General features: G+C 61.8%; 15 protein-coding genes. 7 read left to right on the forward strand and 8 right to left on the reverse strand.

Annotation, left to right across the window (positions count from 1 at the left end):
* The first annotated feature begins 144 nt into the window (after positions 1 to 144).
* From DSM107133_RS07220 to DSM107133_RS07230, 3 genes are all read left to right on the forward strand, one after another.
* Complete coding sequence (locus DSM107133_RS07220; RefSeq protein WP_114291626.1) at positions 145 to 1164, forward strand: C4-dicarboxylate TRAP transporter substrate-binding protein; 1020 nt, start codon at positions 145 to 147, stop codon at positions 1162 to 1164.
* A gap of 152 nt (positions 1165 to 1316) precedes the next feature.
* Positions 1317 to 1943 carry a TRAP transporter small permease gene (locus DSM107133_RS07225; RefSeq protein WP_114291625.1) on the forward strand — a complete coding sequence of 209 codons (627 nt, stop codon included), beginning with the start codon at positions 1317 to 1319 and terminating at the stop codon, positions 1941 to 1943.
* Positions 1943 to 3343 (forward strand): TRAP transporter large permease, encoded by a 1401-nt coding sequence (locus DSM107133_RS07230; RefSeq protein WP_114291624.1) that lies wholly within the window; start codon positions 1943 to 1945, stop codon positions 3341 to 3343. The genes DSM107133_RS07225 and DSM107133_RS07230 overlap by 1 nt, the downstream gene beginning before the upstream one ends.
* A 44-nt stretch (positions 3344 to 3387) precedes the next feature.
* On the opposite strand, the gene DSM107133_RS07235 is transcribed toward DSM107133_RS07230, so the two are convergent.
* A complete protein-coding gene (locus tag DSM107133_RS07235) occupies positions 3388 to 3804 on the reverse strand; it encodes an Rrf2 family transcriptional regulator (protein ID WP_114291623.1) in 417 nt (138 codons plus the stop codon).
* A 35-nt stretch (positions 3805 to 3839) separates the two neighbouring features.
* Complete coding sequence (locus DSM107133_RS07240) at positions 3840 to 4283, reverse strand: group III truncated hemoglobin (protein ID WP_114291622.1); 444 nt, start codon at positions 4281 to 4283, stop codon at positions 3840 to 3842.
* A gap of 181 nt (positions 4284 to 4464) precedes the next feature.
* Here DSM107133_RS07240 and DSM107133_RS07245 point away from each other — a divergent pair, with 181 nt between their 5' ends.
* Complete coding sequence (locus DSM107133_RS07245) at positions 4465 to 4944, forward strand: carboxymuconolactone decarboxylase family protein (protein WP_114291621.1); 480 nt, start codon at positions 4465 to 4467, stop codon at positions 4942 to 4944.
* A gap of 103 nt (positions 4945 to 5047) precedes the next feature.
* Positions 5048 to 5536, forward strand: a complete 489-nt coding sequence (locus DSM107133_RS07250; protein WP_114291620.1) for an Rrf2 family transcriptional regulator — start codon at positions 5048 to 5050, stop codon at positions 5534 to 5536.
* 9 nt (positions 5537 to 5545) lie between these two features.
* On the opposite strand, the gene hemN is transcribed toward DSM107133_RS07250, so the two are convergent.
* Positions 5546 to 6901 (reverse strand): oxygen-independent coproporphyrinogen III oxidase, encoded by a 1356-nt coding sequence (hemN, locus tag DSM107133_RS07255; protein ID WP_114291688.1) that lies wholly within the window; start codon positions 6899 to 6901, stop codon positions 5546 to 5548.
* 209 nt (positions 6902 to 7110) lie between these two features.
* Between hemN and dusA the strand changes: the two genes are divergently transcribed.
* A complete protein-coding gene (dusA, locus tag DSM107133_RS07260) occupies positions 7111 to 8115 on the forward strand; it encodes a tRNA dihydrouridine(20/20a) synthase DusA (protein ID WP_114291619.1) in 1005 nt (334 codons plus the stop codon).
* Positions 8116 to 8117: 2 nt separating this feature from the next.
* Here the strand turns inward: dusA and DSM107133_RS07265 are convergent, their stop codons facing one another.
* Positions 8118 to 9293, reverse strand: coding sequence for a multidrug effflux MFS transporter (locus DSM107133_RS07265; RefSeq protein ID WP_114291618.1), 1176 nt, complete (start codon positions 9291 to 9293; stop codon positions 8118 to 8120).
* Positions 9294 to 9448: 155 nt separating this feature from the next.
* Here DSM107133_RS07265 and DSM107133_RS07270 point away from each other — a divergent pair, with 155 nt between their 5' ends.
* Positions 9449 to 10270, forward strand: a complete 822-nt coding sequence (locus DSM107133_RS07270) for a sulfite exporter TauE/SafE family protein (protein ID WP_114291617.1) — start codon at positions 9449 to 9451, stop codon at positions 10268 to 10270.
* 41 nt (positions 10271 to 10311) lie between these two features.
* On the opposite strand, the gene DSM107133_RS07275 is transcribed toward DSM107133_RS07270, so the two are convergent.
* The 4 genes from DSM107133_RS07275 to ccmI form a co-directional block, all read right to left on the reverse strand.
* Entirely contained in the window at positions 10312 to 10731 is a 420-nt protein-coding gene (locus DSM107133_RS07275) for a PACE efflux transporter (protein ID WP_114291616.1), read from the reverse strand.
* Positions 10732 to 10871: 140 nt separating this feature from the next.
* A complete protein-coding gene (locus DSM107133_RS07280; RefSeq protein WP_114291615.1) occupies positions 10872 to 11105 on the reverse strand; it encodes a DUF1289 domain-containing protein in 234 nt (77 codons plus the stop codon).
* Between the two features lie 9 nt (positions 11106 to 11114).
* Positions 11115 to 11591: a Holliday junction resolvase RuvX gene (gene ruvX, locus DSM107133_RS07285; protein ID WP_114291614.1), complete on the reverse strand. Its 477-nt coding sequence runs from the start codon at positions 11589 to 11591 to the stop codon at positions 11115 to 11117.
* Complete coding sequence (ccmI, locus tag DSM107133_RS07290) at positions 11588 to 12817, reverse strand: c-type cytochrome biogenesis protein CcmI (RefSeq protein ID WP_114291613.1); 1230 nt, start codon at positions 12815 to 12817, stop codon at positions 11588 to 11590. The genes ruvX and ccmI overlap by 4 nt, the downstream gene beginning before the upstream one ends.
* Positions 12818 to 12922: the final 105 nt, after the last annotated feature.

Below are 12922 nucleotides of genomic sequence, written 5' to 3' on the forward strand. Positions count from 1 at the left end.
GCCAATCGGTTCCGCCAGTCAGGTACAGGTCAAAGCCCTTTGAAGTGGGCCCAGACCCTGGGGAACAAGGTCTTGGCACAAGGCGGATCGCAGGTTAGCCTGACCCCAAGCGCACCATCGCAGGTGCGCACAAGGGAGAGTATTATGAACAAATATACACTGGGCGCTGTTGCAGGCGCGCTGACCTGTACCTTTGCACTGCAAGCTGCGGCAACCGAATGGAACGTCAGCGTCTGGGGCAAACGCCGCGCTTTTACCGAACATGTCGAAAAGCTGGCCGAGCTGGTGTCGGAAAAGACCAACGGTGAATTCACCATGAACATCAGCTATGGCGGTCTGTCCAAGAACCGTGAAAATCTGGATGGCATCAGCATTGGTGCATTTGAAATGGCGCAGTTCTGCGCGGGCTATCACGCCGACAAGAACCGCGTGATTACCGTGCTTGAGCTGCCGTTCCTTGGCGTTGAAAACCTGAAACAAGAGGTGGCCGTATCCAACGCTGTCTATGCGCACCCCGCAGCGGTCGAAGAGATGGCTCAGTGGAATGCCAAGCTGCTGATGACCTCGCCCATGCCGCAATACAACCTTGTCGGCACGGGCGAGCCGCGTGACACGCTGGCCAAGTTCGCCGGCATGCGCGTGCGCGCCACAGGCGGCATTGGCAATGCGTTTGAACTGGTCGGCGCTGTGCCCACATCGGTAACCTCCGCCGAGGCCTATCAGGCGATGGAATCGGGTGTTGTCGACACCGTGGCCTTTGCCCAGCACGCGCACCTCAGCTTTGGCACCATCAATCAGGCCGACTGGTGGACCGCCAACCTGAACCCCGGCACGGTGAACTGCCCTATCGTGGTCAATATCGACGCCTATGACTCGCTCAGCGATGCCGAGCGTGAAGCGCTGGACAGCTCGGTGCCCGAGGCGATTGACCACTATCTTGCCAACTACGGCGAGCTGCTGAAACGCTGGGATACGGTTCTGGAAGAAAAGGGCGTTGAAAAAGTGATGCTCAGCGACGACGCTATTGCCGAATTCCGCGAAAAGGCCGCCGGCCCGATCCGCGACGCATGGATTGCGGACATGGAAGGGCAGGGCCTGCCGGGGCAAGAGCTGTATGATCTGGTCGAAAAGACTTTGGCGGATGCCAAAGCCTCGGGCAGCTAAGGTGTTGCAGGGTCGCTGTGTCAGGCGGCCCTGACCCGAAACCGTCAAGCCACCGCAGCCCGTCTTGCGGTGGCTTTTCGCACTTTGGTTCACACCGCGTCAGAAACGGGACTTAACGCCGGTCACACGACATCAAGACAAAGGGGACAGACATGGCAGGAACGTCATCGGTTCTGGAAGACAGCAGTTTGCTTAGCAGGCTGGACAGGGCCCTGGTGCCCGTCGAATGGTTTTTTGCACTTATCAGCGGGATTGCCGTGTTTTCGCTGATGTTTCTGGCGGTGTGGTCGGTGCTGGGGCGCAAGTTCTTTGGCAGTCCGCTTATGGGGTACGTCGACTATATCGAAGCCGCGATGCCGCTGATTGCCATCATGGGCGTGTCCTATGTGCAGCGCAGCGGCGGGCATATTCGCATGGACATGTTGATTGGCGCACTTTCGGGCCGCGCGAAATGGCTGTTCGAGCTGGTGTCGGTTCTGTTGATCCTGGTGCTGATTGTCGCGCTGATCTGGGGCAGCTGGGCGCATTTCGACCGCTCGTTCGATTGCGCCCGCCCGCTGTGCAGCCGTGACAGTTCCATCGACATCGGTATGCCGATCTGGCCCAGCAAGCTGATCGTGCCGATGGCATTTTCGGTGCTGGCGGTGCGGTTGGTGCTGCAGGCCTGGGGCTACGGGCGTGCGCTGGTGCTGGGGCTGGAAAATCCGGTGGCGGTGCCGCTGATCCTGACCGTGGCCGAACAGGCCCAGCTTGAAGCCGACGCCTTGGGGGACGACTGATGGATCCGATTACAATTGGTCTGTGGACCACCGCAGGCATGCTGGTGATGGTTGTTCTGGGCATGCGCGTGGCCTTTGCCGCCGGTCTTGCAGGCTTTGCGGGGTTGTTCTGGTTGCGCTGGAACGGATTTGACTATGCCCCCGAACGCATCGGCAAGGCACTGGAAATCAGCGTCAAGATCGCAGGGCAGGTGCCTCATTCCAAGGTCTCGTCACAGGCGCTCAGCCTGATCCCGACTTTTATCCTGATCGGCTATCTCGCCTATTATGCCAAGCTGACAACGGCCCTGTTCGAGGCCGCCAAACGCTGGATTGCCTGGGTGCCGGGGGGCTTGGCGGTGTCGACCGTCTTTGCCACCGCCGGCTTTGCCGCCGTGTCGGGTGCGTCGGTGGCCACGGCGGCGGTCTTTGCCCGCATCGCCATCCCCGAGATGCTGAAGATCGGCTATAACAAACAATTTGCGGCGGGTGTGGTGGCTGCGGGGGGCACGCTGGCTTCGCTGATCCCGCCCTCGGCCATTCTGGTGATCTATGCGATCATCGTCGAACAGGACGTGGGCAAGCTGTTGCTGGCGGGCTTTATTCCCGGCGCCTTCTCGGCGGTGGTCTATGCCATCCTGATTATCGGCATCGCTATGGTGTTCAAGAACGTCGGCCCGCCGGTGACGGGATTTACATGGCGCGAACGTTTTGCATCCCTGCCGCCCGCGCTGCCCATCGTTGCGGTGGTCGTGATTATCATCTTCTTTGTCTACAACCCCTTTGGCGACGCCTGGGGCACCCCGACCGAAGGCGGGGCCGTGGGGGCGTTCATCGTGTTCCTGATGGCGCTGTATCGCGGGATGCGCCTGCACCAGCTGAAAGAGGCGCTGATCGAAACGGCCAAGCTGACGGTGATGATCTTCAGCATCATCTGGGGCGTGCTGATCTATGTGCGGTTTCTGGGCTTTGCCGATCTGCCGGGTGCGTTTTCGGACTGGATCACCTCGCTGGACATGGCGCCGATGCTGATCCTGATCTGCATCCTGCTGGCCTATGCGGTGCTGGGCATGTTCATGGACGCCATCGGGATGCTGCTGCTGACGCTGCCTGTGGTCTATCCCGCCGTGATGGCGTTGAACGGGGGCGAGTTTGTTTCAGCCGCCGACAGTGCCTTTGGCATGTCGGGAACCATGTGCGCGATCTGGTTCGGGATTCTGGTGGTGAAAATGGCCGAATTCTGCCTGATTACCCCGCCCATCGGTCTGAACTGCTTTGTCGTGGCGGGCGTGCGTGACGATCTGACCGTGCAGGATGTGTTCAAGGGCGTGACGCCTTTCTTCCTTGCTGATGCGGTGACCATCGGCCTGTTGGTGGCGTTCCCAAGTATCGTGTTGTGGCTGCCGTCGCTGGCAGGCTAGGCCGTTGAAAACCGCCCATGGCCCGTGTTGCGCGGGCCATGGGATCAAACCGGCTGTGCCGCCCCCAGCGCAATATCTGCCAGCGTTGACCGGTTCAGCTCAGCGATAAAGGCCGCCTCGGCCCCGTGCAGGCGCCCTCTCAGGCGACAATTTGCGCCCAGCGTGCAGTCTCCTCCGCTTGCTTGAAAACACACGACAAGCGCTTGATCGTCTTCCAGCAGCCGCACCACATCGCCCAGCCGGACGGTGTCAGGCGCTTTCGCCAGCCGCGCCCCGCCGCCGCCCCCGCGCCGCGTTTCGACCAGCCCCGCCTTGGCCAGCTTTTGCATGATCTTGGCCAGATGGTTGCGCGACAGCTGCAAGTCTTCGGCCAGTTCAGCCGTGGAAAAGGCCCGCTGCGGCGCGCTGCTCATGCGCATCAGCATCCGCAATCCGTAGTCGGTAAAGGAGGTCAATCGCATCGCTTTATGTCCTTGATGGTGCCAGGGTCCGGATCCTATCCGCGCAGATTGGGTACTCCTGGTGCTTTGGCACTTTCCACGGCCATCACAAGCGATCTGGCGATCCGTTCGGCGCACCCGATCACATGTTCAGCACCTGCGGGGGCGCAGACATCATTGGCGGTCTGCCGGAACAGGGTCAGCCAGCGGTCGAAATGCGCCTGATTTATGGGCAAGCCCACATGCTTTGGCACCGGTGCACCGTGATAGCGACCCGTCATCAGCGCAACCGAAGACCAAAAATCCACCATCCGCTCCAGATGCGGCCCCCAGTCGGTGATTTGCGCTGCAAAGATCGGACCCAGCATGCTGTCCTGGCGGATCTTGTCATAGAAACTGTGCACCAATCTGCGCAAAACATCGTCACTTAGCCCCGTGCGCTCTGCAATCTGGGCTGTCACCACGGGGCGCATGGACGGGTTTGGCAAGGGCTGGTTCATCGGACTGTGACCTTTGGTGCTGTGTGCGCATTGGTTTGGAGGAATGAATGGGTATTGTAAATGCCCATTCAGACAGAGCTTCGTTTCCGCCGGTTCAAGAAGCCCGCTTGACGGAAAGACTTAATGGAGATAGTAAATATCCTTAAGGATATATTTAGTCCTTAATAAGTGGAGTAGCAAAATGACCCAACGTCTGAACTATGCCGAACAGTCCCCCCAGCATTTGAAAAGATACATGGAGTTTGCCAGAGGCCTTGCGCAATCCTCGATTGATGAGACCCTGCGGGCATTGATTGAAATCCGTGCCTCGCAGATCAACGGCTGCACCTATTGTGTCGACATGCATGTCAAACAGGCCAGACTGCATGGCGAACGCGAATTGCGCCTGTATCATGTGGCTGTCTGGCATGAATCCAACCTGTTCAGCGCGCGCGAACGTGCGGCGTTGACGTGGACGGAAAGCCTGACCCGTCTGACCGATGAGGGGGTGACGGACGCCGTTTACGAACAGGTGCGTGCCGAATTTTCCGAACAAGAGATTTCGGACCTGACCTTTTGCATCATGGCGATCAATGGCTGGAACCGTGTCAGCCGTGCCTTTGGGACCGTTCCGGGGTCGACCGATGCGGCCTTTGGGCTGGACAAGGCGGGGCTGAACTAAAGCGATATGATACCCGCCGGGGTGGCTGGCAAAGCCGCCCCAATACGGATAACGTCAGTCCCTGATCGCGGTGTCTTTGACGGGCATCGCGCAGGAGCGCGCGATGATACTTAGAAATCAGGTCGAATGGGCACTGCATTGTTGCAGCGTGCTGGCAGGCTTGCCCAAGGGGCGGTATCTGTCGACCAAGACGCTGGCCGAGTTTCATGGCATCCCCAAGGAATACCTGTCCAAAGCGCTTCAGGCCGTGTCGCAGGCGGGGCTGGTCGAGGCCACATTGGGCCCCAGCGGCGGCTACCGGCTGTCAAAACCCGCCTCTGACATCACGTTTCTGGACATTGTCGAGGCCGTCGAGGGCAAGGCGCGCACCTTTAACTGCACCAACATCCGCGACAACATTCCCTGTCGTCCTGCGGGGTTTTGTGACGAGAAACCTTGCGCCATCGCCAGAGTCATGTGGCAGGCTGACGCGGCTTGGCGTGCATCCCTGCGTGCGGTCAGTCTGGCCGATCTTAAAGACATGCTAAAGACGGATATTCCCGCCGATCAGGCCAAACGCAGCGCCGACTGGCTGTTGGATCGCCTTGGCTGACAGCCCCGCTTACGACGCCTGACTATAGCGCGCACCCTGCGGCACATGGGCATCGAACGCACTTGCGATGATCCGCGTCAGCGCACGGCCCGCGGGCAGGATCTCAAGCGCGCTGTCGCTGACGGCGACCAGATCACCGAACCGTTCGCCCACTTGCGCCACGGTCGAAGCCAGACCCGCCCCCAGCGGGCCGAACCGGGCGCGCAAGGCATCAAGGTCCAGCCGGAAGTCGCACATGATCATTTCGATGGCGCGGGCGCGCAACTGGTCGTCCTGGGTCAGGATATGGCCACGCACGCCGGCCAGTTCACCGGCCGTGATCCGCTGCACATAGGCAGGCGTGGCTGCGGCGTTCTGGATATAGCCCGCAGGCAACCGCGAGATCGACGACGCACCGATCCCGATCAGCGTTGCACAGGTATCGTCCACATAGCCCTGAAAATTGCGCCGCAGCCGGCCGCTGTTGGCAGCGATCGCCAGCCCGTCACCGGGGCGCGCGAAATGGTCGATGCCGATGGCTTCGAAACCATGCGCGCGCAGACGCTCGCCCGCCTGTTCGGCCAGATAGAAACGTTCGACCGCGTCGGGCAGGGCGGCTTCGTCAATCATCTGCTGTCGTTTGGAGACCCAAGGCACATGGGCATAGCCGAACAGGGCAATCCGGTCGGGTGCCAGCGCCAGCACCTTGGACAGTGTATCCTCCAGTCGCGCGGCGTTCTGATGGGGCAGGCCATAGACCAGATCGGCGTTCAATGACCGCACCCCCGCAGCGCGCAGATCGTCGACGCAGGCGCGGGTGACGTCAAAGGGCTGAATGCGCCCGATGGCCTCTTGTACCCTGGGGTCGAAATCCTGAATGCCGATGCTGGCGCGGTTCATACCTGCGTCAGCCAGCGCGCCGATCTTGGCGCGGTCCACCATCGTCGGGTCGATCTCGACCGAAAATTCGCAATCGTCGGTGGGCGGGATCACCGCTTTGACAGCCTGTGCCAGACGATGGATCAATGCAGGCGGCAGGATTGTTGGCGTGCCGCCACCCCAATGCATCCGCCCCATGCGCAAACCGGCGGGCAGCGTGTCGCGCAACAGGGCCAGTTCCTGTTCCAGTGTGCCGACATAGCTTTCAACCGGCGTCAGGGTCTTGGTGCCCTGGGTGTGACAGGCGCAGAACCAGCACAGCCGCTCGCAGAACGGAATGTGCAGATAGACCGACACCGGCACGGCAGGGTCCAGCGCGGCCAGCGCGCGGGCCTGATCGACAGCGCCCACTTGCGGCGAAAACACCGGCGCGGTGGGATAAGAGGTATAGCGGGGCACCCGGGCGTCAAACAGACCCAAGGGTTCAAGGCGGTCAATCTGTTTCATGCGCCCCTTATCGGGGGTCGCAGGGGGGCAGACTTTGCGCTTGATCAAGTTTCGGAAGGAAAAGTGCAAAATCTCGACAGGCCCGCGCCGCGCCGGGTATTTCTGTGGCCAGCTGATTGTTCCTGCGGCCCGCATATGCAAGAACGCGGTGTTGTCGCACACTGCCGCCAAGGGCGGGTGCAAAGGATACCAAGAGTAGACCGGAACCGATGAGAAGTGACGTAAAACGCGCGGCCCGCCTGTCCGTGGCGCCGATGATGGACTGGACAGACCGGCATTGCCGGTATCTGCACCGTCTGCTGTCGGCCAACACGTTGCTGTATACCGAGATGGTCACCTCGCCCGCGCTGGTGCGCGGCGGGGCGTTGCATCTGTTGCAGCATCACGGCGACGAACATCCCGTGGCGCTGCAACTGGGTGGCTCGGACCCTGTCGAGCTGGCGCAGGCTGCGCGGATCGGGGCGGCGGCGGGCTATGACGAGATCAACCTGAACGTGGGCTGCCCCTCGGACCGGGTGCAATCGGGCACCTTCGGCGCGGTGCTGATGCGCCAGCCTGCGCTGGTGGCCGACTGCGTGCGGGCCATGCAGGATGCGGTGGATGTCGAGGTGACGGTGAAATGCCGCATCGGCGTCGATGACCAGACCCCGGCAGAGGTGCTGCCCGAATTCCTGTCGCAGATGGTCGGTGCGGGTGTCGAGCGGGTTGCGATCCATGCGCGCAAGGCGTGGCTGCAGGGCCTTAGCCCCAAGGAAAACCGCGACATTCCACCGCTGGACTATGATCTGGTGCGCCAGATGAAGGGGCTGTTTCCCAATCTGCACATCTCGGTCAACGGCGGGATTACCTCGCTGGATCAGGCGGTTGAATTCCTTGAGGGGGGGCTTGACGGGGTCATGGTGGGCCGTGCGGCCTATCACCAGCCGTCCGATATCCTGTGCACGGCGGACCGGCGGATTTACGGTGTGGGCGCGGACACTTCAGCCGAACAGGCCGTGGCCGGAATGCTGCCCTATATCGAGACCCATCTGAGTGAGGGTGGCCGCCTGCATCAGGTCACGCGTCATATGCTGGGCCTGTTTGCGGGCCGCCCCGGTGCGCGCGGCTGGCGGCGCGCCCTGTCCGAAGGGGCGCACCGTGACGGTGCGGGGCCAGAGCTGGTGGAACAGGCGCTGACCCACATCACCCAAGCGGCACAACCACAAGGCGGCTGAAATTACGCCCGCACGCGACGGGGCAGGGTGAACAGGGTAAAGCCCATCGCCGCCACACCACAAATCGCAATCGCTGCCAGCATCGGCACGACGGTGCCGTCAAAGAACGGCCCTGTGGCAGCGATCATCAGCCCGCCCGCCATCATCTGCAACGTGCCTCCCAGCGACGAGGCCAGCCCCGCGCGTTCGCCGTGGGCATCCAGCGCCAGCACCATCGTTGTGGGGATCACCACGCCAAGACAGGCGTTCGCGCAGAACAGACCGGCGATGACCACGGGCAGGTACTGAAATCCCGAGGCGACCACCAGCAAAAGCAGCAACACGCAGAAGGTAAAGCCGGTCACGCCCGCACGCACCAGCGGGCGCATCCCAAACCGCTCGCCCAGGGGGGCCGCCATTTGCGATGCAGAGAAGAACCCGATCGCGTTGACCGCGAAGGCCAGCGAAAATTGCGTGGGGGTCAGGCCGAATTCCTGCACGTAGACAAAGGGGGCGGATGCGATAAAGACAAAGAAGCTGGCCATGCCAAAGCCGCCGATCATCGTCAGCCCCATAAAGCCGCGATCCCGAAACAGGATGCCCGCGTTTTGCATCAGCGACTTGAACCGAACCGGTGTGCGTTTCTCGGGTGGCAGTGTTTCGCCCAGCGACAGGCCCATGACCACGGCAGCAACGGCCGCAGCCACCGCCAGCACCGCAAAGACCGTGCGCCACGATCCCAGCGAGATCACAAAGCTGCCCGCCAGTGGTGCCAGCATGGGCGACACCGACATGACCAGCATCACCATCGCCATCAGCCGTGTGGCTTCGTTGCCGGTGTGAAGATCGCGCACGATGGCGCGGGGCATGACCATCATCGCAGCCCCGCCCAGACCTTGCAGCGCGCGCCATCCGGCCAGCGCCTCGACCGATCCGGCCAGCGTGGCCCCGACAGAGCCGATGAAAAACACGCCCAGCCCCAGGAACACCGGCAGGCGGCGGCCCGTCTGGTCGGACAGTGGCCCATAGACCAGCTGCGCCACACCGATTGATAGGAAATAGGCGGTCAGCGTCATCTGCACTGCGGGTTCATCCACGCCGAAATCGGCGGCAATATTGGGCATTGCGGGCAGATACATATCAATCGCAAAGGGGCCGATCATGACCAACAGTCCTAGGACCAGTGCTATTCGCAGCATGGGATTCTCCGTCGATTGAATGGGTTCGCGCCGCACGGCCGCGATGCAGGACGGGCATACGCCGCCCCTTTCTGAATGCCAAGGCAGGCTTTGCCTTGTGACTGCGCGTCAGCTGCGGTTTATGTGTGCGCACACACACCGATTGGAAAGACAAGATGCCCGATACCATGCTGCTGTTACAAATGCTCGTCATGCTCATGATCATCGGAGCCTTTGCCGGCGTGCTCGCGGGCCTGCTGGGCGTGGGCGGTGGTATCGTGCTGGTGCCTGCGTTTTTCTATGCATTCCATACCCTTGGCTATGACGGCCCGCAGCTGATGCAGATGTGTCTGGCGACCTCGCTGGCCACGATCATCGTAACGTCGCTGCGCTCGGTGCACAGTCACAACAAGAAGGGCGCGGTCGACTGGACGATCCTGCGCGGCTGGGCGCCGGGAATCGTGATTGGCGCGGTTGTGGGCATGTTGGTGGTTGCGCAATTGCGGTCGTCGACCTTGCAGGCGATCTTTGGCGTTTTGGCATTGGTCGTGGGGCTGTACATGGGCTTTGGCCGCGCACACTGGCGTTTGGGCGACGAGATGCCAAAGGGTCCGAAACGTTGGGCCTATTCGCCATCCATGGGCTTTCTGTCGGTGTTGATGGGAATTGGCGGCGGCAGCTTTGGCGTGCCACTGATGAGCCTTCACAACGTGCCCATTCACCGCGCTGTAGCGACGGCAGCGGGCTTTGGTCTGCTGATCGCGGTGCCCTCGGTGATCGGCTTTCTGTTTGTCGACATGAATATGCCGGTGCCGCCGCTGACCGTCGGCGCGGTGAACTTTGTCGCTTTTGGAATCATCGTCGCGATGACATTGATCACCGCCCCCTGGGGGGTGAAGCTGGCCCATGCGATGGACCCGAAGCCATTGAAACGAGTGTTTGCGGTGTTCCTGGTGCTGGTGGCGCTGAACATGTTGCGCAAGGCGTTGGGCTACTGAGACTGGGGTGATGACACGGGAATTCTGCCCCGCGCCCCGGATCAGGCGGTGTCGGGCAATGGAAAAATCCGGTCATAAGCCCAATTAAAGGCAAAAGCGTAGATCAGGTAAAACACCACAAAGGCAATATCCATCACCAGCGCCTGCCACAGGCCGATCCCCAGATAGATTGCGATCAGTGGCAGCGTGACCACCAGCAGCCCAAGTTCGAATATCACGGCATGTATGATCCGCATGACAACGGTCTTGTGCACCGTGCCGGTCCAGCGCTTCAGGGCGCGGTCGAACAGCAGGTTATAGAGATAATTCCACAAGGTCGCGATCAACGAAGCAACCAGGGCGATGACCCCGACATGCTGGGCGGCGATGCCAAAACCGATCGTCCCCAGCGGAATGACAAGTAGCAAACCGATCACTTCAAAGCTAATTGCGTGGCGAATACGGTCGGGGGTGGTGCGCATGATCTTTCCCATCTTTGTGCCGGGTCGTCCCGGATATTTTCCCGATGGGGGAGGTCGTCCTCGCAGTTGTGTTCCTACACAAACTTCAAAAAAGGATCAAGACAGACAAACTGACGACGTAAGATGAATGGGTCCAGACCCTAAGTCCGCTTCAACCGCGCCGCACGTCCGCCGCGCCGTCCCTTGGGGGCGACCTCGCGGGTGGGCAGGTCTGCCATGATCGCCGCGCGTTCCTCGGCGCTCATCCGTGACCAGCGGCCAATCTCGTCGATCGAGCGTGCACAGCCCGTACACAGGCGCGTGTCAGGATGCACCACGCAGATGCGCACGCAGGGGCTTTCGATCTCGTTCCGTGTCCAGACAGGGTCGGTCATGCGGTATCCTCAGCTTGCCGTGCGCAAAACGCGCAAACGGTCCAGCAGTCCTTGCAGAATATAGGCCGCCGCGACATGGTCGATCACTTCCGAACGACGCTTGCGTGTCGTATCCGCCTCAAGCAGCGCGCGTTCGGCGGCCACGGTAGACAGACGCTCGTCCCAGAAGGTTATGGGCCCATCCCACAGCTTTTCGAAATTGCGGGCAAAGGCGCGGGTGGACTGGCAGCGCGGCCCTTCCGAGCCGTCCATATTGCGCGGCAGGCCCAATACGATCCCGCCAACCGAACGGTGCGCGATGATCTCTTGCAGGCGGGCTGCATCGACGCCGAATTTCTTGCGGCGCACGGTTTCCAGCGGTGTGGCAACCGACAGGAACGTGTCCGAGACGGCCACGCCGATGGTCTTGTCCCCCAGATCCAGCCCGATCAGCGACCGCATCGGGGGCAGGGCGGCCAGAAATGCGGCGGTGTCGTCAACGATCATTCCAGCCCTGCCTGTTCTGCTGCACCGGTCAGAATGTCCAGTGCGCCGCGATTATCGTCAAAGGTTGCGCGGGCATTGTCCAGCACTGCGCGCGCGTCATCCTGCCGTCCCAGCACCGACAGCGCTGTAATCAGCCGCGCCCATTCGGTTGCAGGGCCACCTTCGGTTGCCAGCCGGTCCGACAGCGAAGACACCATGCCCTCGATCATCTGCATCCGCTCTTGCGGGGTCATGCCCGCGGCATTGTCCATGTCCTGCTGACTGGGGCCGCGCAGGTTGGGCTGCGGTGGGGTATAGCCGTTGACACCGGCCAGCACGGCAAGATCATCAATGCGGGCGCGGATCGGCGCCATCCACGGGGCATCTTCGGGACCTGCGCGCAGCAAGCCGTCCCAAAGACGAAAGCCCAGATCGGGCCGCCCGGTCTGGATCAGCATTTCGCCCCAGTAAAACCGCGCACTGCCATCGGTGTCGTCAATGTTCAGCGCCCGGCGCAGGGCGTCTTCGGCTGCGGGCGAGACATAGCCACCTGCCGCAAAGATCAGCAATTCGGCCTGTGTGGTCAGATCGGCCACAGTCACATCGTCGCCTTTCAGCCGCAGAACCACGGCCTGCGCCTTGGCGGCCTGTGCAAAATTGCCCAGCCGTGCTTCGGTCTGGGCCAGCAGAACATGCCCTTGCAGATCATCGGGGCGCTGGGCCACGGCGCTGCGCAACTGGTCGATCAGCGCGGCGTATTCCGGGTTTTCCTCTTGTGCCTGTGGTGCGTCGGGCTGCGCCGCTTCGGCCTGCGCCTGCGTGGGCCGCTCGGCGCGCCGCTCTGCGGCCATTGCGATGCGCGCTTGCAGGCGCTGGTCTGCATAGCCCAAAGCACCCAGCTGCCAGTACAACACAGCGCTGCCCGCCAGCAACAGCACAGCCAGTCCCAAGGCCAGCGCTTTGGTGCCGCCTTTGCTCTGGGCGGCATCATCGGGCAGGCGCGCATCGGCATCGGCGGCCAGAATGCGGCGCGACACCTCGGTGCGCACGCGGGCGGCATCCTCGGGGTTGATGGTGCCGCGTGCCAGATCACGCTCTACCTCGGCCAGCTGGTCGCGGTAGACTTGCAGGTCGTATGACGCTGTCGACTGCGCCTGAGCGCGCCCCGCCCGCAATGCCGCTGCCAGCACTACAGACACCACCAGCGCCAGTCCTGCCGCGATAATCCCGAAACCCCAGATGTCCATATCAGCCTTCTTTCGTGTCCCTCGCGGTGTATCCAAGCTGCGGGGGCATAAAAAGAGGCAAAAGGCCGCGCCCGCCCCCGTGTGGTTGCCAATTGGCGTGTGTGT

This window comes from Pseudosulfitobacter sp. DSM 107133 (assembly GCF_022788695.1).
In the GTDB taxonomy this organism is placed as follows: domain Bacteria; phylum Pseudomonadota; class Alphaproteobacteria; order Rhodobacterales; family Rhodobacteraceae; genus Pseudosulfitobacter.